The sequence below is a fragment of the Nocardioides sp. BE266 genome (assembly GCF_031457855.1).
Lineage (GTDB): Bacteria > Actinomycetota > Actinomycetes > Propionibacteriales > Nocardioidaceae > Nocardioides.
This window is the reverse complement of record NZ_JAURTI010000003.1, coordinates 198761-221775: the sequence shown is the minus strand read 5'-3', so window position 1 is coordinate 221775 and position 23015 is coordinate 198761. Positions and strand designations below refer to the sequence as shown.

23 protein-coding genes are annotated in these 23015 nt (G+C 71.6%); 13 read left to right on the top strand and 10 right to left on the bottom strand.

Annotated features, from left to right (window positions below; genetic code table 11):
- Nucleotides 1–124: 124 nt before the first annotated feature.
- From J2X46_RS09650 to J2X46_RS09620, 7 genes are all read right to left on the bottom strand, one after another.
- Nucleotides 125–1156: an adenylate/guanylate cyclase domain-containing protein gene (locus J2X46_RS09650; protein WP_310249605.1), complete on the bottom strand. Its 1032-nt coding sequence runs from the start codon at nucleotides 1154–1156 to the stop codon at nucleotides 125–127.
- 7 nt (nucleotides 1157–1163) lie between these two features.
- Complete coding sequence (locus J2X46_RS09645; protein ID WP_310249604.1) at nucleotides 1164–1538, bottom strand: cyclic nucleotide-binding domain-containing protein; 375 nt, start codon at nucleotides 1536–1538, stop codon at nucleotides 1164–1166.
- A gap of 63 nt (nucleotides 1539–1601) precedes the next feature.
- On the bottom strand, nucleotides 1602–2828 hold the full coding sequence (locus tag J2X46_RS09640) for an arginine deiminase (RefSeq protein WP_310249602.1): 1227 nt from the start codon (nucleotides 2826–2828) through the stop codon (nucleotides 1602–1604).
- 103 nt (nucleotides 2829–2931) lie between these two features.
- Entirely contained in the window at nucleotides 2932–3858 is a 927-nt protein-coding gene (locus J2X46_RS09635; RefSeq protein ID WP_310249600.1) for a hypothetical protein, read from the bottom strand.
- 225 nt (nucleotides 3859–4083) lie between these two features.
- Nucleotides 4084–5217, bottom strand: coding sequence for a GNAT family N-acetyltransferase (locus J2X46_RS09630; RefSeq protein WP_310249598.1), 1134 nt, complete (start codon nucleotides 5215–5217; stop codon nucleotides 4084–4086).
- Nucleotides 5199–5804, bottom strand: coding sequence for a TMEM165/GDT1 family protein (locus tag J2X46_RS09625; protein ID WP_310249597.1), 606 nt, complete (start codon nucleotides 5802–5804; stop codon nucleotides 5199–5201). The genes J2X46_RS09630 and J2X46_RS09625 overlap by 19 nt, the downstream gene beginning before the upstream one ends.
- 14 nt (nucleotides 5805–5818) lie before the next feature.
- A complete protein-coding gene (locus J2X46_RS09620; protein ID WP_310249595.1) occupies nucleotides 5819–6664 on the bottom strand; it encodes a prephenate dehydratase in 846 nt (281 codons plus the stop codon).
- A gap of 68 nt (nucleotides 6665–6732) precedes the next feature.
- Here J2X46_RS09620 and J2X46_RS09615 point away from each other — a divergent pair, with 68 nt between their 5' ends.
- The 8 genes from J2X46_RS09615 (at nucleotide 6733) to J2X46_RS09580 (ending at nucleotide 15700) form a co-directional block, all read left to right on the top strand.
- Entirely contained in the window at nucleotides 6733–7125 is a 393-nt protein-coding gene (locus J2X46_RS09615) for a DUF4446 family protein (RefSeq protein WP_310249593.1), read from the top strand.
- An 89-nt stretch (nucleotides 7126–7214) separates the two neighbouring features.
- Complete coding sequence (locus J2X46_RS09610; RefSeq protein WP_310249591.1) at nucleotides 7215–7967, top strand: DUF4118 domain-containing protein; 753 nt, start codon at nucleotides 7215–7217, stop codon at nucleotides 7965–7967.
- A 99-nt stretch (nucleotides 7968–8066) separates the two neighbouring features.
- Entirely contained in the window at nucleotides 8067–8156 is a 90-nt protein-coding gene (locus J2X46_RS09605; RefSeq protein WP_310249589.1) for a potassium-transporting ATPase subunit F, read from the top strand.
- Nucleotides 8156–9814, top strand: coding sequence for a potassium-transporting ATPase subunit KdpA (gene kdpA / locus J2X46_RS09600; protein WP_310249588.1), 1659 nt, complete (start codon nucleotides 8156–8158; stop codon nucleotides 9812–9814). Before J2X46_RS09605 ends, kdpA begins: the two co-directional genes overlap by 1 nt.
- On the top strand, nucleotides 9811–11901 hold the full coding sequence (kdpB, locus tag J2X46_RS09595) for a potassium-transporting ATPase subunit KdpB (protein ID WP_397213688.1): 2091 nt from the start codon (nucleotides 9811–9813) through the stop codon (nucleotides 11899–11901). Before kdpA ends, kdpB begins: the two co-directional genes overlap by 4 nt.
- 1 nt (nucleotide 11902) lies before the next feature.
- Entirely contained in the window at nucleotides 11903–12487 is a 585-nt protein-coding gene (gene kdpC / locus J2X46_RS09590) for a potassium-transporting ATPase subunit KdpC (protein WP_310249587.1), read from the top strand.
- 4 nt (nucleotides 12488–12491) lie between these two features.
- Nucleotides 12492–15017, top strand: coding sequence for a sensor histidine kinase KdpD (locus J2X46_RS09585; RefSeq protein WP_310249586.1), 2526 nt, complete (start codon nucleotides 12492–12494; stop codon nucleotides 15015–15017).
- Nucleotides 15014–15700, top strand: coding sequence for a response regulator transcription factor (locus J2X46_RS09580; RefSeq protein ID WP_310249585.1), 687 nt, complete (start codon nucleotides 15014–15016; stop codon nucleotides 15698–15700). Before J2X46_RS09585 ends, J2X46_RS09580 begins: the two co-directional genes overlap by 4 nt.
- Nucleotides 15701–15788: 88 nt before the next feature.
- Here J2X46_RS09580 and J2X46_RS09575 read toward each other — a convergent pair whose 3' ends face one another.
- Nucleotides 15789–17363 carry a YegS/Rv2252/BmrU family lipid kinase gene (locus tag J2X46_RS09575; protein WP_310249583.1) on the bottom strand — a complete coding sequence of 525 codons (1575 nt, stop codon included), beginning with the start codon at nucleotides 17361–17363 and terminating at the stop codon, nucleotides 15789–15791.
- Between the two features lie 59 nt (nucleotides 17364–17422).
- Between J2X46_RS09575 and serS the strand changes: the two genes are divergently transcribed.
- From serS to J2X46_RS09550, 5 genes are read left to right on the top strand one after another with little or no spacing between them, the layout of a single operon-like run.
- Nucleotides 17423–18688: a serine--tRNA ligase gene (gene serS / locus J2X46_RS09570; protein WP_310249581.1), complete on the top strand. Its 1266-nt coding sequence runs from the start codon at nucleotides 17423–17425 to the stop codon at nucleotides 18686–18688.
- Entirely contained in the window at nucleotides 18681–19520 is an 840-nt protein-coding gene (locus tag J2X46_RS09565) for an HAD family hydrolase (RefSeq protein WP_310249579.1), read from the top strand. The genes serS and J2X46_RS09565 overlap by 8 nt, the downstream gene beginning before the upstream one ends.
- 1 nt (nucleotide 19521) lies before the next feature.
- Nucleotides 19522–19839: a DUF1905 domain-containing protein gene (locus J2X46_RS09560; protein WP_310249577.1), complete on the top strand. Its 318-nt coding sequence runs from the start codon at nucleotides 19522–19524 to the stop codon at nucleotides 19837–19839.
- Complete coding sequence (locus tag J2X46_RS09555; protein WP_310249576.1) at nucleotides 19836–20633, top strand: HAD family hydrolase; 798 nt, start codon at nucleotides 19836–19838, stop codon at nucleotides 20631–20633. Before J2X46_RS09560 ends, J2X46_RS09555 begins: the two co-directional genes overlap by 4 nt.
- 10 nt (nucleotides 20634–20643) lie before the next feature.
- Nucleotides 20644–21216 carry a hypothetical protein gene (locus J2X46_RS09550; RefSeq protein ID WP_310249575.1) on the top strand — a complete coding sequence of 191 codons (573 nt, stop codon included), beginning with the start codon at nucleotides 20644–20646 and terminating at the stop codon, nucleotides 21214–21216.
- On the opposite strand, the gene J2X46_RS09545 is transcribed toward J2X46_RS09550, so the two are convergent.
- Both J2X46_RS09545 and J2X46_RS09540 read right to left on the bottom strand, forming a co-directional pair.
- Complete coding sequence (locus tag J2X46_RS09545; RefSeq protein WP_310249574.1) at nucleotides 21213–21845, bottom strand: bacterial proteasome activator family protein; 633 nt, start codon at nucleotides 21843–21845, stop codon at nucleotides 21213–21215. The genes J2X46_RS09550 and J2X46_RS09545 overlap by 4 nt on opposite strands.
- Before the next feature lie 198 nt (nucleotides 21846–22043).
- Nucleotides 22044–23012, bottom strand: coding sequence for an NAD(P)H-quinone oxidoreductase (locus J2X46_RS09540; RefSeq protein WP_310249573.1), 969 nt, complete (start codon nucleotides 23010–23012; stop codon nucleotides 22044–22046).
- Nucleotides 23013–23015 lie beyond the last annotated feature (3 nt).

Genomic DNA, 23015 nt, shown 5'->3' with positions numbered 1-23015 from the left:
ACGGGCTACGTTCGTTCCACGGGCCGAACACAACGTCGCGGACTGTTGTGCGTGCGCTCGCGAGCGGAGTAGATTGATGTCTGCCCGGTCGTTGTTGTTTCCCCCGTCAACAACGACCGGGCTTTCACATTTCCTGCGCCCGGTCGTCGTCCCGGGCAGGTTTCACGCGCCAGGCCTCCAGGTGGTGGAAACCCTTCGCCGAGACGCGCCGTAGACGACGCCAGCGCCACGCCGGATCGTCGTCCTCGTCGCCCGCCAGCGCCTCGTGGACGCCGGCGTCGACCAGCACGGTGCCCGGTCGCGCGGCCGACGTGAGGCGCGAGGCGGCGTTGACGGTGGAGCCGAACACGTCACCCAGACGTCGTACGACGGCACCGTGGGCGATGCCGGCCCGCACCCGCGGGAAGGGGTCGTCCGCGTCCTCGCCGCGGGTCGTGAGCGAGTGCGCGATGGTGACCGCGGCGCCCGGGTCGGCGACGGTGAAGAGCACCTCGTCGCCGATGGTCTTGATGACCTGACCGCCGTGGTCGACCACGAGCGTGGTGGTGTCCTGCTCGAAGCGGTCGACCCACTCGACGAGCTCGGCGCCGTCGAGGCTGCGGCTCTGGGTGGTGTAGCCGACGATGTCGACGAAGCACACGGAGAGCCGCGACTCGCTCTGGGCGAGGGCGCTGGTGGCGTCGAGCAGGTGCTGGGCGGCGCTGGCGAGGTGGCGCCGCCAGACGTAGGTCTGGAGCGCCTCGACGCGCGGCAGCACGTCGCCGGCCAGCGTGGTCAGCTGGGCCGCGGGGTCGTCGCCCTCGACCGCGAGCCCGGCCAGGAGCGTGGTCTGCCACTCGGCGAGCCGGGCGTAGCTGCGGCCCCAGGTGCGCACCAGTGCGGCCTGCGACTCTGGCGGCAGGATGCCGAGCTCGACCAGGTCGGCGCTGAGCCTCAGCGCCTCGACGTCGCTCTCGGCGAAGGCGACGTCCTCGTCGTCGCGGTGCGGGAAGCCCAGCTGGTGCCAGAGCGTGACGGCGAGGTCGAGCGGCACGCCGGCACGCTCGGCGACCTGCACGCGGGTCAGGCTGGGTGCCTCACCGAGGAGGAAGGCCTGCAGGACGTCGCCGAGGTCGGGCGGCAGCTCCGGCAGCGGCAGCCCCGACTCGATCGCCATGCTGGGGTCAGCTCCGGTCGATCCGCGCGGCGGAGGCTGCCCGCAACGCCTCGCCGAAGGCCGGGATGTCCGCGGCGAGCTCCTCGATCCGCTCGCTGGTGAAGTGGACGACCTTGAGCGGCGTGAGCGCCACGATGGTGGCCGAGCGCAGGGTCTTGTTGACGATCGCGGTCTCGCCCACGACCGCGCCGGGACCGAGCGTGGCCACCTCGGTGCCGCCCTTGCGGACCGACACCTCTCCCTCGGTGATCAGGTAGGCCTTGTCGGCAGGGGTGCTCTCGGCGATCGGGGACCAGCCCTGGGGCAGGGTCAGCGCGTTGCCCGCGGCCAGGACGCGCTGGGCGTCGGCCGGGTCCAGGGCATCCAGGATGGATTCAGTCATGCCTCGTCAACGAGTGACCGCGACGAACGTGATGCCCTTTCGGTCAACAGTTGTGCACTGACCTCAGTCGACCTGCAGGGGCTCCCGCGAGATCGGGCAGCTCATGCAGCGCGGGCCGCCGCGGCCCGAGCCGAGCTCGGAGCCGGCGATCCGCACGACCTCGATACCGGCGTCCTCGAGCCGGTCGTTGGTCTCGTCGTTGCGCTCGTAGGCGACCGCCACCCGCGGCGCGAGGGCCAGGGTGTTGTTGCCGTCGTCCCACTGCTCACGCTCGGCGGTGACCGGGTCGAGGCCGGTGTCGATCTGGTGGAGCGTGTCGATCTGCATCGCCTTCGCGGCCGCCACGAGGAACGGCTCCGACTCGCTGACGGTCAGCGTCAGGTCGGACTCGTCGGAGCCCTGGTCGTCGAGGGTCACGGTGACGGCACGCAGCGTGTCGGCGACGTTGGGGTACATCACGACCTTGTCGACGTCGACCATCGTGCAGACGGTGTCGAGGTGCATCGTCGCCCGCTCCTGGGCGATCGGGACCGCCAGCACGGTGTGCGCGAGGTCGGCGTGGAAGACCTGGCGGGCCAGCCGCTCGACGCCGGCGGGCGTCGTACGCTCCCCGACGCCGACCGCGATCACGCCGGGCGCGAGCAGCAGCACGTCGCCGCCCTCGACGTGCTCGTTGTGCCAGCCGTGGATCTTGCGGGTGCCGGCGAACCTCGGGTGCTCGGTGTAGATCAGCTCGGTCAGCTGCGTCTCGCGCTTGCGCGCGGGCATCGCGAGGCTGGTGACCGCGACCCGGTCGCGGACCCACACGCTGGAGTCGCGGGTGAAGAGCAGGTTGGGCAGCGGGTCGATGAGGAAGTCGTGCGGGTGCAGCAGGCTGGTGACCAGGCCGTGGCCGCCCTTGACCTCGTCGTTGCGGATGCCCGCCGTCAGTACGTCGGTGAGCTCGGCCGGCGACAGGTCGCGCAGCGCGGTCGCGAGGTAGCGGCGCATCGTGTCGCCGAGGTGCAGGCCGGACAGCGCACTGGTGATCGCGTGGTTGCGGGCGAGCTCGCTCTCCAGGGTCTGGGTGAGCAGCTCGGTCAGGTAGAGCACCTCCACGCCGCGGTTGCGCAGCGTCTCGGCGAAGGCGTCGTGCTCCTCCTGCGCGCGGTTGACCCACGGGATGCCGTCGAACAGCAGCCGGTCGTTGTTGCGCGGCGTCAGGCGCTTGAGCTCGTTGCCGGGGCGGTGGAGCATCACGGTGGCCAGGCGGCCGACCTCGCTGTCGGCGCCATGGGGAGTTGAGACCATGAGCGGGACTCTATCGGTGCCCCGGCCCGGACACGTGTCCGAGAAGTCGCCCTCGATCCTGGCTCGGGAGGGCGACAAGTCGGACACGTGTCGTCGTACGACCTCAGGCCGCGTCGGAGAAGCCCGGGAAGTGCGGCCGCCAGTCGTCGAGCAGTCGGAGCGGGACGCCCGGGAGACCTCGTGCCAGCAGCACCCGGTGCACGCGCTGGAGGGTGCGGAGCGGGTCCTTGTAGATGCCCGGGCTGATGACGACCACCAGTCGCCATTCGTCCTCGTCCATGTCGGCTCGGCGCTCGAGGTCGTCCTCCCAGTTCTCGACGACCTCGACGTGGAGCTTGCCGTTGTACTCCACGGCGACACGCACGGCGGGATAGCTGAGGTCGTACTTCCGGATCAGCTCGCCGACGTCGTCGCGGACCTCGAGGTTGATCTCGGGCTCGGGCAGCCCGGCGAGGACCAGCAACATCCGCAGCCGAGTCTCCATCGGCGAGTCCACGCCGCGGCGGACGAACCGGGCCGCGGCCCAGGCCTTGCGGGCGTCCTTGTGCCGGCTGCGCTTGCAGGCGGTCATCAGCTGGGCCGGCGAGATCCCACGCCTGCGGACCAGCCAGTCGCCGACCACGACGAGATCGACGAGGCCCAGCTGCCCGCTGAGCTCGATGAACATCGGAATGTCGCCCGAGACCCGCATGCCCCGCTCCACGACCACGCCCGTCGGATCGCCGACGTGGCAGCGCATTCCCTTGTGGTGGCGCCGCATCTTCTGGTGGGCCACGCTCACGTGCTCGTCCGCGATCGTCGGGATCGGCGCCTGCTTCACCCGGGCGGCCGAGGCGTGGCTCGCCCACGCCTCGTCGCACTGGAGCACGAGCGCACCCCGGACGCGCTGGACCGCCGTCGGCGGCGTCGATGACGAGACCAGGACGCCGCGGAACAGCTGTCGATAACCGGGGCCGCGCAGCACTTTGTCGCTCAGTCCGTGCTCCATGCCGTCGGCACGGAGGAACGGCTGCGTCGGGTCGAAGGCCATGTCCTCAGGGTCGAGGATCCCGGCGATCGGCGTCGGGCGTCGTCCACAGCCCCATTCGTCGACGTACACGTGTCCGAGAAGTCGCCCTTCGATTGAGCCGGCGAGGGCGAGAGGTCGGACACGTGTACGGCGCGGCCGCCGGCGTACACGTGTCCGAGAAGTTGCCCTTCGATTGAGCCGGCGAGGGCGAGAGGTCGGACACGTGTCGGCGGTACGGCGATCAGGTCAGGGCTGCTGGGCCAGCCACTCGTCGCGGAGGAGGGCGTACTCGTAGGAGTCGGTCCACCGGCCCTTGGACCAGAAGTCGCCGAGGCGGTGGGTCTCGCGGCGCATGCCGAGGCGCTCGCACATCGCGGCGGAGCGGTCGTTGCGGGCGTCGAGGTTGGCGGTGACGCGGCGCAGGCCGTAGTGCTCGAAGGCCATCCGGAGCACGGCGCGGGCGGCCTCGGTGGCGTACCCGCGACCGGCGTGGCGGGGCATCACGGTCCAGCCGATCTCGGCCTCGCTCAGCCCGGTGCCGCCGAGGATCAGGACGGAGTCGCCGACCACCTCGCCGTCGTGCTCGGCGACGAGGCCGACGATCATCCCGTCGCCCGGGTCGGAGCGGCGGCGCACCATCTCGCGGACCTCGGCGGGGTTCTGGGTGCCGGTGAGCAGCAGGCTGGCGTAGTCCTCGTCGGCCCACGCCTCGACGAGCGCGGCCTCGTCTTCCGCGCGCCAGGGGCGCAGCAGCAGCCGCTCGGTCACCAGCGGCCAGACGGGCGCGACCGGGGTGAGGAACTCCCGGCGCGGGCCTTCGACCCAGGTCTCGCGCACCGTGGGCCCGCCGAAGCGCAGCCGGTCGTAGGCCGTCATCGGCAGCAGGATCGAGTCGAGCCCGGGCACCGCCAGGACGCCGTCGACGGCCTGGCCGATCATCCCGCGCCCGATCGGGTCGTGCGGGTCGCGGCGCAGGATCTCGACCGCGGCCGACGCCTCGGCGACGCGGGCGGTCTTCATGCGGATCCGGATCGGCGAGACCTCCTTGAGGCAGACGTACTGCCCCGAGAGGTAGTGGCCCCACTCGGCCTCGCCGGTGCCGGGGTCGTCGGGCCAGAAGGCGATGAACCAGTCGTGCAGCGCGTCCACGCCACCGGCGAACTCCGCGAGCCGGCCGTGCTCGGCGGGCACCATCGGCGTGCCGTCGGAGAGGAGGTACGACGGCAGCGGCAGGCGGCCGTCGACCATCAGCGCCAGCGCCTCGGGCGTGGCCTCGACGAAGTGCTCGCGGACGTAGGCGTCGTCCGCGTCCGACATCGGGTGGTCGCCGTTGACGGCGACGTAGCGCCGGCGGACCTCGGTCAGCGAGTCATCTCCCACACGGTCAACAGTGCCATCAGCACGCAGACCGTCGCACCCACATAGTGGAGGACCGACAGCCTCACGCGCTGGAGCAGCAGCCGGCCGACGATGACGGCGAGGCCGGAGACGGTGAGCAGCGCACCCCAGGCGCCGAGGAAGACCGACACCGGGTCGTCGTACTTCGCGACGAGGGAGATGGTGAGCAGCTGCGACAGGTCGCCCCACTCCGCGGCGAAGAGCACCACGAACGACGTCGCGATCACCTTGAAGCCGTGGGCGGCCGAGTCGGCCTTGGCGGCGTACTCCTCCTCCTGCCCGGCCTCGTCCTCGTCGGCCGAGCGGGCCTCGCGGAAGAGGATGACCGCCCCGATGACGAACATCAGCGCGGCCACGCTGTGGATCAGCTGCTCGGGCAGGAACGACGCGGCCTTGCCGACGCCGACCGCGACGCCGGTCTGCACGAGGAAGGCCAGCCCGACGCCGATCCAGACGAAGAGCGGTCGCATCTTCGTCGACATGACGAGGGTGGCGATGAAGGTCTTGTCGGGCAGCTCGACGACGAAGATGGCGCCGAAGGCCAGGGCCACGACCAGCAGATCGATCACCCGGCGAGTGTTCCCTACTCGCCGCGGAAGGCATCCGCGGGGTAGACCCCGAGCACCTTCACCTCGGTCGTGAAGAACTCCAGCTCCTCGAGCGCGTTGCGGACCGGTACGTCGTCGGGGTGGCCGTCGACCTCGGCGAGGAACTGCGTCGCGGTGAAGTGCCCGTCGACCATGTAGCTCTCGAGCTTGGTCATGTTCACGCCGTTGGTCGCGAAGCCGCCGAGCGCCTTGTAGAGCGCGGCCGGCAGGTTGCGGACGTTGAAGATGAAGGTCGTCACGACCGGGCCGTTGCCTGCGGGCGCCTGCTCGAAGTCGCGGGAGAGCACCACGAAGCGGGTGGTGTTGTGGTCCTCGTCCTCGATCTCCTCGCGCAGCACCTGGAGGCCGTAGATCTCCGCGGCCAGCGGCGGCGCGATCGCGGCCTGCGTCGGGTCGCCGGACTCGGCCACCTCGCGCGCGGCACCGGCGGTGTCGCCGGCGACGACGGGAGTCAGGCCGAGCTCGCGGATCACGCCGCGGCACTGGCCGAGCGCGTGGACGTGGCTGTGCACCGTGCGCAGCGAGTCGACGCTCGCCTCGGGCAGCGCCATCAGCGAGAACTGGATGCGCAGGAACCGCTCGCCCACGATGTGCAGGCTCGAGGTCGGCAGGAAGTGGTGGATGTCCGCGACGCGGCCCGCGATCGAGTTGTCGATCGGGATCATCGCGAGGTCGGCCTCGCCGTTCTCGACCGCCGCGAAGGTGTCCTCGAAGGAGGCGCACGGCAGCGGCTCCCAGTCGGGGTAGGCCTGCTGGCAGATGATGTGGCCGTTGGCTCCCGGCTCGCCCTGGTAGGCGATCCGGCGCGGCGAGGAATTCACCCGGCGAGTCTGGCACGCGCGGCCGTGTCCGACCGGCCGTGACCAGTCGCCGAACATAGGGTCAGGGGGTGCTCGATGTGGTCGCCGTCGTCCTTGCCGCCCTGGCCTGCGTGCTCGCCGCGCTCGCCCTCCGTCGTACGACGTCGCGCCCGGGCGGCGAGGGCGTGGACGCCCTGCCCGAGGACGTGCACGGCCTCCGTCAGGAGGTCGCGGCCCTCAAGGCGGAGAACGCCGACGCCCTGCGGCACCTCTCCGTCGTGCGCTACGACGCCTTCGGCGACGTCGGCGGACATCTCAGCTGGAGCCTCGCGCTGCTCGACGACGCCGGCCACGGGGTCGTGCTGACCTCGATCCACGGCCGCAGCGAGGCCCGCACCTACGCCAAGTCGATCTCCTCCTGGTCGTGCGAGCAGCAGCTCTCGCCCGAGGAGGAGGAGGCGATCGAGCACGCGCGTCCGTAACGGTCGTCCGGCGTGAACAACGCGCCTGATCGGCGTCAGGAACGCGTCAAGGCCGCGGCGCCGCGGCCGGCCGGTGCTTCCATCGAAGGATGGACACGACCCTGACCCCGTGGTGGCAGACCAGGACGCCCGTCCGGCTCGCCGCCGCCATCGTCCCGTTCGCACTCTGCGCAGTCCTCTACGGCATGCGGGAGCAGGTGCCCGCTGCCAGCGCCGTGCTGGTGCTCGCGCTGTGCATCGTGGCAGCCGCGGCCACCGGCGACCGGGTGGCGGGCCTGCTGGCCGCCCTCTCGAGCGCCGTGTGGTTCGACTTCTTCCTGACCGAGCCCTACCTGCGGCTGACCATCGAGGACGGCGACGACATCCAGGCGGCGGTGCTGCTGGTCGTGATCGGCGCGTCCGTGACCGAGCTGGCGATCTGGGGCCGGCGCCAGCAGGAGAGCGCGTCGCGGCGCTCGGGCTGGCTCGACGGCGTGCTCTCCGCGGCGGTCACCGTCAGTGACGGTGCCTCCGGTCCCGACGACGCCGTCCACGTGGTCGCGGCCGGGATCACCGACGTGCTCGGTGCCGACTCGTGCCGCTTCGTCGCCGGCCCGGTCCGCGACCGCCGGATGGCCGTGCTCGACCACGACGGCGTGCTCACCCAGAACGGTCACCACCGCGACGTCGACCGCACCGGCCTCCCGGTCGACGAGTACGTCGCCATCGAGGTACGCCGCTCGACCCGGGTGGTCGGCCACTTCGAGGTCACCGCCGCCACCCGCGCCGTACGCCCCACGCGTGAGCAGTGCCGGGTCGCGGTCCTCCTCGCCGACCAGGTCGCCCCCCTGGTCGACGCCTGACGAGGCCCGCGCCACACGGGCGACAAGTGCTCGTCAACGAGCGCTAAGACGGCGTCAAGGCGTCGCGACCAGACGCCCGGCGGGCGTTTGCTGGAGGACATGAGCATCGAATCCAGCCTGCTCGTGGTCGCGGTGGTCGTCATCGCGCTCTACGTCCTCGCAGCCCTTGTCTTCCCGGAGCGTTTCTAGTGTCTGACACCCTCGGCGGTCTCCTGACGATCGCCCTCCTGGTCGGCCTGCTGGCGCTCGTGTACGTCCCTCTGGGCGACTACATGGCCCGGGTCTACACCAGCACGAAGCACCTGCGCGTCGAGCGCCTCGTCTACCGCCTGACCGGCGTCGACCCCGATGCCGAGCAGGGCGCGCGGTCCTACGCGACCAGCGTCGTCGGCTTCAGCCTGGTCAGCGTCGTGGTCCTGATGGGGATCCTGGTGGGCCAGGCCGCCCTGCCGATGGGTCGCGACCTGCCGGGCATGCCGTTCTGGATGTCCTTCAACACCGCGGTCTCGTTCGTGACCAACACCAACTGGCAGTCGTACGCCGGTGAGTCGACCCTGGGCTTCACCGCCCAGGTGGCCGGTCTGGCGGTCCAGAACTTCCTCTCCGCCGCGGTCGGCATCGCCGTCGCCGTGGCCTTGGTCCGGGGCTTCGTCCGCTCACGCAGCGGAGCGCTGGGGAACTTCTGGGTGGACCTGACCCGCGGCACGATCCGCATCCTGCTGCCGCTGTCCTTCGTCGCTGCGCTGGTGCTGGTCGCCGGCGGCGTCGTGCAGAGCTTCGCGGACTCGACCATGACCACCCTGGCCGGGCACTCGCAGGTGCTCACCGGCGGCCCGGTCGCGAGCCAGGAGGCGATCAAGGAGCTCGGCAACAACGGCGGTGGCTTCTTCAACGCCAACTCCGCGCACCCGTTCGAGAATCCCACCGCCTGGACGAACTTCCTCGAGATCTTCATGATCCTGGTGCTCCCGGTCAGCCTGACCCGCACCCTCGGCACGATGCTGGGGAACCGCCGCCAGGGCCTCGCCGTCCTCGGCGTGATGGCCATGCTGTGGTCGGTCTCGCTGGCCGTGGCCACCTGGGCCGAGGTCGGCGCGCACTCCCCGGCCGCCCAGGCCGCGGGCGCCGCGATGGAGGGCAAGGAGACCCGCTTCGGCGAGTGGGCCTCCGCGCTGTTCGCGGTCGCCACGACGGGTACGTCGACGGGCGCGGTCAACGCGTCCCACGACTCGCTCACCGCCACCGGCGGCGGCGCCGTGATGGTCAACATGATGCTGGGCGAGATCGTGCCCGGCGGCGTCGGTGCCGGCATCTACGGCATCCTCGTGATGGCGATCCTCGCGGTCTTCGTAGCCGGCCTGATGGTCGGCCGGACCCCCGAGCTGCTCGGCAAGAAGATCAGCGCCCGGCAGATGACGTACGTCGCCCTCTACACGCTGGCCACACCAGCCCTCGTGCTCGTCGGCACCGGCGTCGCGATCGCGCGCAGCTCGACGGCCGACGCCATGGGCAACTCCGGCGGGCACGGCTTCAGCGAGGTGCTCTACGCCTTCACGTCGGCGGCCAACAACAACGGCAGCGCCTTCGGCGGCATCACCGTGACCTCGGACTTCTTCCAGATAACCCTGGGCCTGGCCATGCTCATCGGCCGGCTGCTGCCCATCGTGCTCGTCCTGCTCCTGGCCGGCTCGCTGGCCGCGCAGGGCACGGTGCCCGTCACGGCAGGCACCCTCCCCACCCACAAGCCCCTGTTCGTCGGGATGCTGGTCGGCGTCATCGTGATCATGACCGGCCTCACCTACTTCCCGGCGCTCGCCCTCGGACCGATTGCTGAGGCCCTCGTATGAGCACCCTTGTCCCGACCCCTCCCGACGAGACCGTGCGGGCTCCCCACACCCACCACACCCACCGGCCGGCCGCTGGCATGACGCTCGGCGTCCTCCTGCGGCAGGGCGCCCGGCAGCTCCCCGAGGCCGTGCGCAAGCTCGACCCGCGCCACATGTGGCGCTCGCCGGTGATGTTCCTCGTGCTGCTCGGCTCCGTGGCCACCACGGCGTACGCCATCGCCGACCCGAGCACCTTCACGGTCGCCATCGCGGCGTGGCTGTGGCTCACCGTCCTCTTCGGCAACCTCGCCGAGGCGGTGGCCGAGGGCCGCGGCAAGGCCCAGGCGGCCTCCCTGCGTGCCACCCGCACCGACACCGTCGCCCGCCTGGTCGGCACCGACGGCGCGGAGTCGCAGGTCCCTGCGACGCAGCTGAAGGTCGGTGACCTGGTGGTCGTCGAGGCCGGTGACGTCGTCCCCGGCGACGGCGACATCGTCGAGGGCATCGCGTCGGTCGACGAGTCGGCGATCACCGGGGAGTCCGCCCCGGTCATCCGGGAGGCCGGCGGCGACCGCAGCGCCGTGACCGGCGGCACCCGCGTGCTGTCGGACCGCATCGTCGTACGCATCACCGCGGCGGCGGGCGAGACGTTCCTCGACAAGATGATCGCGCTGGTCGAGGGCACCTCGCGGCGCAAGACGCCCAACGAGATCGCGCTCTCGATCCTGCTCGCCAGCCTGACCCTGGTCTTCCTCGCCGCGGTCGCGACCCTGGCACCCATGGCGACGTACGCCGGTGCGCCACAGGACGTCGTCGTCCTGGTCGCACTGCTGGTCTGCCTGATCCCGACCACCATCGGCGCGCTGCTGTCCGCGATCGGCATCGCGGGCATGGACCGCCTGGTCCGCGTCAACGTGCTCGCCATGTCGGGGCGGGCCGTCGAGGCCGCCGGCGACGTCAGCACGCTGCTGCTCGACAAGACGGGCACGATCACCTACGGCAACCGGCAGGCCAGCCGGTTCGTGCCGGCCCCGGGCATCGGCCACGACGAGCTGCGCAACACCGCCCGCCTGTCCAGCCTCGCCGACCAGACCCCGGAGGGGCGCTCCGTCGTCGACCTCGCCCTCCTGCAGGGCGCCGACGACCACGACCTGCCGAGCGACGCGACCTTCGTGGAGTTCACCGCGCAGACCCGGATGTCCGGCGTCGACCTGGCCGACGGCACACAGGTCCGCAAGGGCGCCGGGTCCGCGATCGGTGCGTGGCTCGGGCTCGAGCAGCCCCGCGAGGTGCAGGACACCGTCGACGAGATCTCCCGCGCCGGCGGCACCCCGCTGGTGATCGGGCGCAAGGACACCGCGGGAGTCGGTGCGGTGCTCGGCGTCATCCACCTCAAGGACGTGGTGAAGGAGGGCATGTCCGAGCGCTTCGCCGAGCTGCGCGCGATGGGCATCCGCACGGTGATGATCACCGGCGACAACGCCCTGACCGCGCGGGCGATCGCGGACGAGGCAGGTGTCGACGACTTCCTCGCCGAGGCGACGCCCGAGGACAAGATGGCCTACATCCACCAGGAGCAGGAGGGCGGCCGGCTCGTCGCGATGACCGGTGACGGCACCAACGACGCCCCGGCACTGGCCGCCGCCGACGTGGGCGTCGCGATGAACAGCGGCACCGCCGCTGCGAAGGAGGCCGGCAACATGGTCGACCTCGACTCCGACCCGACGAAGCTCATCGACATCGTCGAGATCGGCAAGCAGCTGCTCATCACCCGCGGTGCGCTGACCACGTTCTCCATCGCCAACGACGTCGCGAAGTACTTCGCGATCATCCCCGCGATGTTCGTGACGGCCTACCCGTCGCTGGACCGGCTCAACGTGATGGGCCTGGCCACGCCGCAGTCGGCGATCCTCTCGGCGGTCGTCTTCAACGCCCTGATCATCGTCGCCCTCATCCCCCTGGCCCTGCGCGGCGTCCGCTTCCGTGCGGCGTCCGCGACGTCGGTGCTGCGCCGCAACATCCTCGTCTTCGGCCTCGGCGGGATCCTCGTGCCGTTCGTCGGCATCAAGCTCATCGACCTGCTCGTCTCGACCATCCCAGGGATCTGACATGTTCACCGACCTCTACCGCCAGTCCCTCGCCGGCCTGCGCCTCCTCCTCGTCATGACCGTCCTGCTCGGCGTCGGCTACCCGGCCGCCGTGTGGGCGGCCGGCCAGGCGTTCGGCGACCGCGCCGACGGCTCGCCCGTGCGCGTCGACGGCCAGGTCGTCGGCTCCCGCCTGATCGGCCAGCAGTTCGGGGGCGACCAGTGGTTCCTCTCGCGGCCCTCGCTCAACGACTACGACACGCTCGCCTCGGCACCGAGCAACCTCGGCCCGCTCGATCCCGACCTGATCGGCTCGATCCAGGACCGGAAGGCCGAGGTGGCCGCGCGCGAGGGCGTCGACCCCTCGGAGGTGCCGGCCGACGCCGTCACCGCGTCGGCGTCCGGGCTCGACCCGCACATCTCGCCCACGTACGCCGAACTGCAGGCGCCGCGGGTGGCCGAGGCCAACGGGCTCGACCTCGAGGACGTCGAGCAGCTGATCGAGGAGTCGACGGACGGCCGGAGTCTCGGCTTCCTCGGGGAACCCGGCGTGAACGTGCTCGAGCTCAACGTGGCGGTGCGCGCCGCCGTCGTGGGTGGAGACTGACCCCATGGATCGCGGACGCCTTCGTGTCTACCTCGGCGCCGCGCCCGGGGTGGGCAAGACGTACGCGATGCTCGACGAGGGCCACCGGAGGCTCGAGCGTGGCACCGACCTGGTCGTCGGCTACGTCGAGACCCACGGTCGACCGAAGACCGAGCGGGGCGTCGAGGGGCTCGAGGTCGTGCCGCGCCGCCGCATCGACTACCGCGGGACGATCCAGGAGGAGATGGACCTGGCCGCGATCCTCGAGCGCCGGCCCGAGGTGGTGCTGGTCGACGAGCTCGCGCACACCAACGTGCCGGGCAGCACCCACGAGAAGCGGTGGCAGGACGTCGAGGCGCTGCTCGACGCGGGCATCGAGGTCATCACGACCGTCAACATCCAGCACCTGGAGTCGCTCAACGACGTGACGGAGTCGATCACGGGGGTCCGGCAGCGCGAGACGGTGCCGGACCAGGTGGTGCGCGCCGCGGACCAGATCGAGCTCGTCGACATGAGCCCGCAGGCCCTGCGGCGCCGGATGGCACACGGCAACATCTACACGGCCGAGAAGATCGACGCCGCGTTGTCGCGCTACTTCCGCGAGGGCAACCTCACCGCGCTCCGCGAGCTCGCACTCCTGTGGCTCGCCGACCGGGTCGACGAGGGCCTCGAGCGCTACCGCGACGAGCACGAGATCGAGTCGACGTGGGCGACGCGCGAGCGCATCGTCGTACCTGTCAGCGGGGGGCCGGAGTCGTCGACGCTGATGCGGCGGGCGGCACGCATCGCGACGCGCCGCTCGGGCGGTGAGTGGCAGGCGCTCTACGTCACCCGGCAGGACGGGCTCACCGGGATCTCGCCCGACCAGCTCACCCGGCTGGCGGCGAAGGCCGAGGAGCTCGGCGGCACGTTCCACACCGTCGTGGGCGACGACGCCGCCGAGGCGATCCTGTCCTTCGCGCGGGCGGAGAACGCCACCCAGGTCGTGATCGGCGCGAGCCGACGCGGACGGATCTCGACCCTCCTGCGGCCCGGCGTCGGCGAGCGGGTGGTCACCGGCTCGGGCGACATCGACGTGCACATCGTCACGCACGACTACGCCCGGCGGTCCTCCCTCCGGCCGGCGGTCGACAACCTCGGACCGCGACGACGGCTGGCCGGTCTGGTCTTCGGCGTGGTCGTACCCGGTGTGCTGAGCGGGCTGCTCTACCTCACCGCCGACCTGCACGGCCTGCCCATCGAGGCGATGTCGCTGATGGTCGTGGTCGTGGCCACCGCACTGATCGGCGGGCTCGCACCCGCCATCGTCGCGGCGATCGTGTCGGCGTTGATGTTGAACTACCTCTTCACCCCGCCGCTCTACACGCTGACGATCGCCGAGCCCGAGAACGTCGTCACCATCTCGATCTTCGTCGCGGTGGGCATCGCGGTGGCCACGGTGGTCGACAACGCAGCGCGCCGCACGGCGCAGGCGATGTCGGCGCGGGCGGAGGCGGACGCGCTCACGGTCCTCGCCCACAGCCTGCTGACCTCGGCCGACGACACGGCCGGACTGCTCTCCTCGGCGTGCCGGCTCTTCAACGCGACCGGAGCGGCGGTGGTCAGGCGCGAGCCCTCCGGTGCCGAGACGGTGGTGGCGAGCTGTGGCACGCCGCCCGCGTCGGTCGAGCGCGCGGACATGTCCGCGGCGATCGACGACCACAGCACGCTCGTGCTCGCCGGAGCCACGCTGCCGGCGTCCGAGCGCGGCCTGCTCAACGCGTACGCCGCCTACGCGAAGGTGATGGCCGAGCGCCGTGCGGCCACCGTCGCCGAGGTCGAGCGGTTGCGGCTGACCGAGGTCGACCGGACGCGGACCGCGCTGCTCGCCGCCGTGTCGCACGACCTGCGCAACCCGCTCGCCGCCGCCAAGGTGGCCGTGGCGAGCCTGCGCAACGGGGAGGTCGACTGGTCGCCCCAGGACGAGGCCGAGCTGCTGCAGACCATCGAGGAGTCGACGGACCGGCTCACCGCGCTCGTCGCCAACCTGCTCGACATGAGCCGGATCAACACGGGCTCGGTGAGCGTGGCCCTGGCCGAGGTCGACCTCGGCGAGGCCGTGCGGGCGAGCCTGGCGCCACTGGCCGGGAGCGAGCGGATCGAGGTCGCCACACCCGCCGACGTGCTCGTGCTGGCCGACGCCGGCCTGCTCGACCGGGTGCTGGCCAACATCTGCGAGAACGCGTTGAAGTACACGCCCGAGTCCGCGCAGGTGCGCATCGACGCGACGGTCGCGGGAGACCGCGCGATCCTGCGCGTCGCCGACACCGGGCCCGGCGTGACCGACCACGACCAGGCCCGCCTGTTCGCGCCGTTCCAGCGGCTCGGCGACGTGCCGCAGCAGGACGGTGTCGGATTGGGCCTCGCAGTGGCCCGCGGCTTCACCGAGGCGATGGGTGGCACCATCACCACCGAGGAGACCCCGGGCGGCGGACTGACGTTCGTCCTCGAGCTCCCCGCGCTGCCCCACCCGACGGCGGCGCCCGCCAGCGACCTGAGCGAGGCCCGATGACGTTCGTCCTCGTCGTCGACGACGACCCGGCGATGCGGCGCACGTTGTCGATCAACCTGCGCGCCCGCGACTACGAGGTCGAGACGGCCGGGGACGGCCGGTCGGCGCTCCAGGTCGTGGACGAGAGGATGCCCGACGTCGTGCTGCTCGACCTCGGCCTCCCCGACCTCGACGGGATCGCCGTACTGAGGCAGCTGCGATCGTTCACGCAGGTGCCGGTCATCGTGGTCTCGGCCCGGTCGGAGTCCGACGACAAGGTCGAGGCGCTCGACCTCGGCGCCGACGACTTCATCACCAAGCCGTTCTCGATCGAGGAGCTGCTCGCCCGGGTGCGGGCGACATCGCGCCGCGCCGGCCGGGAGGAGCCCGACCTCGTCGTCGAGGTCGGCGACCTGCTCCTCGACCTCACCGACTCGCGCGCCGTCCGCGCCGGCGAGGAGATCCACCTGACGCCGATCGAGTGGCGCATCGTCGACGTGCTCGCGCGTCGCCGCGGCCGGCTCGTCCGCCAGGCCGAGCTCCTGCGCGAGGTGTGGGGGCCGGCGTACGAGAAGCAGACCAACTACCTCCGCGTCCACCTGGCCAGCATCCGGCGCAAGCTCGAGGACGACCCGACCCAGCCGGTGCTGTTCGTCACCGAGCCCGGGATGGGCTACCGGTTCCTCGGGCCACCCCCGCTGTAACGCCGGGTTAGTGCTTGTTCTACCTATCCCCGGAGGGGGTGCCTACAAGCACCAACCCGGCGTTACAGCGGGCGGCGAGGGCTAGGCCTCAGCGCGGCACGCGGACCAGCAGGCGGCCGTGGATGCACTCCATCCAGAGCTCGCGGCCCTCGCCGATGGAGTCGCCGTCGAGTTGGCGGGGGGTGTCGGCGGAGGCCTTGATCCGGACGCGGGAGCCGGTGCGGCGGTCGATCAGCTCGTCGACGGTCTGGCTCTTGGCGAGCACGCGCACCGCGAGCGGGATCCACGAGAGGAACTTGCGCGGGTGCAGGATCACCACGTCGAGGACGCCGTCGTCGATCGCGGCGTCGGGCAGCAGGGGCATGCCGGCCTGGAGGAAGCCGACGTTGCCGACCACGACGGTGCGGGCCCGGTGGACGGTGGGCTCGGCGTCGTCGATCTGGATCTCGATCTTCACCGCCGGGAACATCAGCGACTTGAGGCCGGACAGGATGTAGGCGACCCAGCCGATCTTCTTCTTGATGTCCTCGTTGACGCCCTCCATGATCGCGGCGTCGAAGCCCATGCCGGCCATCACCATGAAGTGGGTGTCCTCGATGCCGTCGCCGCCGACCTCGACCAGGTCGATGGCCCGGTCCTGGCCGTTGAGCGCGACGTCGATCGCCGAGCGCAGGTAGAGCGGGATGTCGAGGTTGCGGGCCAGCAGGTTGCCGGTGCCGGCGGGGATGATCCCGACGGGGATGCCGGTGCCGGCGAGCTCAGCACACACCTCGCGCACCGTGCCGTCGCCGCCGCAGACCATCACCAGGTCGGCCCCCGAGACGGCGGCCTGCTCGGCCATGCCGGTGCCGGGGTCCTCGACGGTCGTGTACTGCCAGGTCGGCTCGGACCAGCCCGACTCCTTGGCCATCGCGCTGACGATCGCGCGGAACTGGCCGACGTCCTCGACCTTGATCGGGTTGAGGACCACCGCGAGCTTGCGCTCGGAGGCGTAGACCTCGGGCAGCGGCTCGGCCTTGGCGGCGATCGAGCGCGGCCGCGGATCGATGAAGGCGAGCGCGACGAGGAAGACGGCGAGGCCCAGGAGCGAGCCGCCGATGACGTCGCTGGGGAAGTGGCGGCCGAGCAGCAGCCGGTCGAGGCAGACCAGGAGCCACATCGCGACGACCACCGCGATTCCGGTACGACGCAGGCTCGCCCGCCGCACGAAGAGCACGAGCAGCATCACCAGGATCGCCGCGAAGGCGGCCGTCGAGGAGGCGTGCCCGGACGGGAAGCTGTAGGTCTCGTGCAGGCCGAGCGTGTCCTGCCAGCTCGGCCGGTCACGGCCCAGCCAGACCTTGATCCCGGTGGTGGCGAGCGAGGTCACGGTCATCACCACGGCGGCCAGCAGAGCTGCCCAGCGCTGGCGTCGTACGAACAAGGTGACGACGAGCAGCACCGTCAGCACGGTCATCCCGAGCGTGCCGAAGGAGACCTCGATGATGCGCAGCCCGTCGACGAGGAGCGAGTAGTCGTCGGCCCAGTCCTCGAGCCGCTTGCCCTCGACGTCGAGCTGGTCGAGCGGCGACCGGTCGCGCGTGACGAGCCACCCGAGGATCCCGAACAGGACGACGGCGAGGCCGGCCCAGGTGAGGGTGCGGGTGCGGGAGGCGGGGGTCACCCGCGAAGTATGCCCAAACCGAGTCGAGAACCCGATCTCGCGACGGATAGCCTTTGACCATGATCGACCCGCGCCTCCTCCGTGACGACCCCGACCGCATCCGTGCCGCCCAGGCCAAGCGCGGGCTGTCCGACGACGTGGTCGACCGGGCGCTGGCGGCCGACTCCGCGCGCCGGCAGGCGATCGCCGACTTCGAGGCCAAGCGGGCCGAGCAGAAGGCCAGCGGCGCCCTCGTCGCGAAGGCGCAGGGTGAGGAGAAGCAGGCCCTGCTCGCCCAGGTCAAGGAGCTGGCCGCGGGCGTGAAGGACGCCGAGGCCGCCCGCAACGCCGCCGAGGCCGAGTGGGACGACGCCATCAAGGCGATCCCCAACCCGGCCGCCGACGAGGCCCCGGCCGGCGGCGAGGACGACTTCGTGGTGCTCGAGCACGTCGGCACCCCGCGCGAGTTCGACTTCGAGCCGCGCGACCACATCGAGCTCGGCAAGATGCTCGGCGCGATCGACCTCGAGCGCGGCGCCAAGGTCAGCGGCTCGCGCTTCTACTTCCTCACCGGCGTCGGCGCGCAGCTCGAGCTCGCGCTGGTGAACATGGCGATGGACCAGGCCCGCAACGCCGGCTTCACCCAGGTGATCGCCCCGTCGCTGGTCAAGCCGCGTGCCATGGAGGGCACCGGCTTCCTCGGCCAGGCCGCCGACGACGTCTACCGGATCGAGGGCGAGGACCTCTACCTCGTCGGCACCAGCGAGGTCGCGATGGCGGCCTACCACTCCGACGAGATCCTCGACGGCGCCACGCTGCCCCGGCGCTACGCCGCCTTCAGCCCGTGCTTCCGCAAGGAGGCCGGCAGCCACGGCAAGGACACCAAGGGCATCATCCGGGTGCACTGGTTCGACAAGGTCGAGATGTTCGTCTACACGACCCTCGAGGAGTCGTACGCCGAGCACGAGCGGCTGCTGGGCTGGGAGAAGGAGTTCCTCGACAAGCTCGAGCTGGCCTACCGCGTCATCGACGTGGCCGCCGGTGACCTCGGCCTCAGCGCGCAGCGCAAGTTCGACTGCGAGGCGTGGATCCCGACGCAGGGCAAGTACCGCGAGCTCACCTCGACGTCGAACTGCACCGACTTCCAGTCGCGTCGCCTCGACATCCGCATGCGTGAGGACGGCCAGACGACCCCGGTCGCGACCCTCAACGGCACGCTGACCGCGATCACCCGCGCCATCGTCGCCGTGCTCGAGACCCACCAGAACGAGGACGGCTCGGTCACCGTCCCCCAGGCGCTCCGCCCCTACCTGGGCGGGCTGGAGGTCATCAAACCCCTTGGCTGACTGGACGCCGAAGGTCGTCGCGCTCGACATCGACGGCACCCTGCTCGCATGGGTCGACGGGCAGACCGAGGACTACGAGACCATCCCGCCGGCGGTGTACGACGCCGTGCACCGCGCGCTCGACGCCGGTGCGCACGTCGTGCTGTCCAGCGGCCGCTCGCCGCACGGCATGACGCGCATCGCGGACCTGCTCGACGTGCCGCGTGAGGGCACCGACCGGCTCTGGATCGTGGCGTCCAACGGCGCGGTGGTGTTCCGCTACCCGCCGATGGAGGTCGTCCACGAGGAGACCTTCGACGCCGCTCCGGCGGTCGCGGCGGTGCTCGAGCACCACCCGAACGCCCTCGTCGCGGTCGAGGAGCGCGGCGTCGGCGGCTACCGCGTCAACCGGGTCTTCCCCGAGGGCGAGATCTCCGGCGAGCAGATCATCACCGAGGTCGACGACATCGTCGGCGAACCCGTCAGCCGCGTGATCATCCGCGACCCCGAGGCCACGGCGCAGGACTTCGTCGACCTCGGCGCCCGCCTCGGCCTGCACGGCACCGACTACGTCGTGGGCTGGACGGCCTGGCTCGACCTCTCCCCGGTCGGCGTCTCGAAGGCCTCCGGCCTCGCGCACGTGTGCGAGGCGCTGGGCCTCGACGCGAGCGACGTACTCGCCATCGGGGACGGGCGCAACGACATCGAGATGCTGCGCTGGGCCGGTCGCGGTGTGGCGATGGGCCAGGCGGTCGAGGAGGTCAAGGCGGCCGCGGACCACGTCACCGAGAGCGTCCACGACGACGGTGCCGCGGTCGAGATGTCGCGCTGGTTCCCGCCCGCCGGTGGCTGACGTGGACTCCTTCACGTTCACCGCGCCGCTGTGGCGCTGGACCGCGCGTGAGGAGTCGGCCGACGCCGGCGCGTGGAGCTTCGTGACCCTGCCGCTCGAGGTGGCCGACGAGATCCGCCAGCGGTCCGGTGAGCCGCGCGGCTTCGGGTCCGTGCGCGTGCACGTCGAGGCCGCCGGCAAGGCCTGGGACACCAGCGTCTTCCCCGACGCCGGCTCCGGCAGCTTCGTGCTGCCGGTCAAGAAGGCGATCCGCGTCGCGGCCGACGTCGAGGAGGGCGACGACCTGACCGTGACCCTCTCGCTCCGGGACCCCGCGTGACGCCGCGCCTCGTCGCGACCGACCTCGACGGCACGCTGCTCGACTCGGAGGGACAGGTCTCCGCTCGCACCCGCGCGGTGCTCGACGAGCTCGACGCCACCGGCGTACCCGTCGTGTTCACCACCGGCCGGCCGATCCGCTGGATGGAGGGGCTGTGGGACGCCGTCGGCGGCCACGGGCTGGCGATCTGCAGCAACGGCGGGATCGTGTACGACGTCGCCGCGCGGCAGGTGCGCGACCACTGGCCGGTCACGCGCGAGGTCGGCCTCGCCCTCGCCGAGGCGGTGCGCGCGGCCGTGCCCGGCACGACCTTCGCGATCGAGCACATCTCCGGCTGGGCCAGCGAGGTCGACTTCCCCACGCACCCCGACGACCGCGAGGAGCGCACGCAGGGGGCGTGGGAGGACATCTTCCGCGACGACGTCGTGAAGGTCCTGGCCGTGCACCGCGACCTCGACCCGGAGGTGTTCTGGAGCCGGGTGGCCGAGGCAGTGGGCGACTCGGTCGTCACCACGTGGTCGTCCTCCTTCGCGCTCGTGGAGATCAGCGCGGCCGGTGTCACCAAGGCGACGACTCTCGCCCGGGTCGCCGCCGAGATGGGTCTCGGGCCCGAGCACGTCGTCGCGTTCGGCGACATGCCCAACGACCTCCCGATGCTGGAGTGGGCCGGGACGTCGTACGCCATGGCCAACGCGCACGAGACGGTGCAGGAGCTTGCCGACCACCTGGCGCCGACCAACGACGACGACGGGGTCGCCACGGTGCTCACCGAGCTCTTCGACCTCTCTCGCTAGGCTGCCCGCCATGACCCGCACCGCCCGACTCGCTGCTGCCCTGCTGCTCGCGTGCCTGGGACTGGTCGTCACCGTCAGTGCGCCGGCCTCGGCCGAGTGCACCTGCAAGCAGGGTCAGCTGGCCCAGCAGGTGAAGAAGGCCGACGTCATCTTCATCGGCACCGTCGACGCCGTCGCCACGGAGGGCAAGGACCACACGTACTCGATCACCGCCTCCCGCGCCTACCAGGGCGAGCCGGAGCGCTCGACCATGGTCGAGTCGGCCGGCGGGCGCAACGCCTGCGGGCTCGGCGCGCTCGGGGTCGGCACGGCCTACGTCTTCTTCGCGACCGGCACCGAGGCGCCCTACCAGGCCGACAGCTGCGGCGGCACGAGCGTCGCCAACCCGACGAAGGTCCAGAAGATCGAGAAGATCCTCGGTGAGGGCACCTCGGTCGAGCCGCCCCCGCCGCCGGAGGCGGTGTTCGAGAAGGTCGAGGACTCGGCCCCGCCCGGGTTCGCGCGGATGGCCGCGCCCGGTGCGGCCGCGGCGATCATCGGCCTGCTCGGCCTCGTGCTCGTACGCCGCCTGGCTCGGCGCTAGAGGTACATCCCGCCGCTGCCGGAGCCCTCGTCGGACTGACCGGGCGGCGGCTGGGGCATGCCCATCGGCGGGTGTGCCCCCTGGTCGGAGCCGGCCGGGAGCGCGCGGCGCATCTGCTCCAGCTGCGCGCGCGAGGCGACCTGCTGGGCGTAGATCGCGGTCTGGATGCCGTGGAACAGGCCTTCGAGCCACCCGACCAGCTGGGCCTGCGCGATCCGCAGCTCGCCCTCGGACGGCGTGCCCTCCTCGGTGAACGGCAGCGAGAGCCGGTCGAGCTCCTCGACCAGCTCGGGCGCCAGGCCCGACTCCAGCTCCTTGATCGAGGCGGCGTGGATCTCCTTGAGGCGCTGGCGGCTGGCCTCGTCGAGCGGGGCCGCCTTCACCTCCTCGAGCAGCTGGCGGATCATGCTGCCGATCCGCATCACCTTCGCGGGCTGCTCCACCAGCTCGGTGATGTGGCGCTCGCCCTCACCGTCGCCGTCGTCGTCGGAGGCGGCGACCTGCGCCATCGGCGGCAGCGCGCTCGCCGGGATCGTGCCGATCGGCTGACCGTCCGGTCCGATCACGACCACCTGGTCCTCACCGTCGTCGGCGGGCGTGGCGCTCTGCTCGGGCTGCTCCTCGGTCATGCCACGACCCTAGCCGGGGCACCCCGTGCCGCTCCCGGCGCGGGGCGGGCGGTGGTCCACCTACATTCGGCGGCCCTGGAATGTGGGTCCGCCACCGCTCGTACGGCGTGTCGGTCCCGCCGCGCGGATGGGCGGTGGTCCACCTCCATTCGGCGGCCCTGGAATGGTGGTGGACCACCGCTCATCTGGGGCCGGCGATCAGAGGGTCAGCAGGATCTTCCCCGAATGGCCGCCGTCCTCCATGAGCTGGTGGGCGGTGGCGACCTCGTCGAGCGGGAGCGTGGTCCCGACGACGGGCTTGATCGCGCCGGAGGCGACGAGGGGCCAGACGTTCTCCACGACCCCGCAGCAGATCGCGGCCTTCTCGGCGAGAGGCCGGGCGCGGAGCGAGGTGGCGGTGACCGAGGCGCGCTTGCGGAGGAGGGCGTTGATGTCGAGCTCGCCCTTGGTGCCGCCCTGCATGCCGATGATCACCAGGCGGCCGCCGGTGGCGAGCGCGTCGACGTTGCGGCCGAGGTAGCTCGCGCCCATGTTGTCGAGCACGACGTCGGCGCCGCCGAGCTCCCTCATGACCTCGACGAAGTCCTCGTCGCGATAGCTGATCGCCCGGGTCGCGCCGAGCGAGCGGCAGAGCTCCAGCTTCTCGGCGGACCCGGCGGTCGCGTAGACCTCCGCGCCGCGGGCCGCGGCGAGCTGGATCGCCATCGTGCCGATGCCGCCGGCACCGCCGTGCACGAGGAACCGCTCGCCCTTGGCGAGGTGCGCTGCCATGAAGACGTTGGACCACACGGTGGCCGCGACCTCGGGGAGGGCCGTCGCCTCGAGGAGGGGTACGCCGGCCGGGACCGGCATGACCTGGCCGACCGGCACCGCCACGCGTTCGGCGTACCCGCCACCGGCGAGCAGGCAGCACACCTCGTCGCCGACCGACCAGCCCTCCACGCCCTCGCCGAGCTCGACGATCCGGCCGCTGCACTCGAGGCCGATGACGTCGGAGGCACCGGGCGGGGGCGGGTAGAAGCCCATCCGCTGGAGGGTGTCGGCGCGGTTGACGGCGGTCGCGACGACCTCGACGAGGACCTCGCCGGCGCCCGGGCGGGGGTCGGCGACCTCGCCGACGGACAGGACGTCGGGGCCGCCGGCCCCGGAGGTGACTGCAGCGCGCACGGG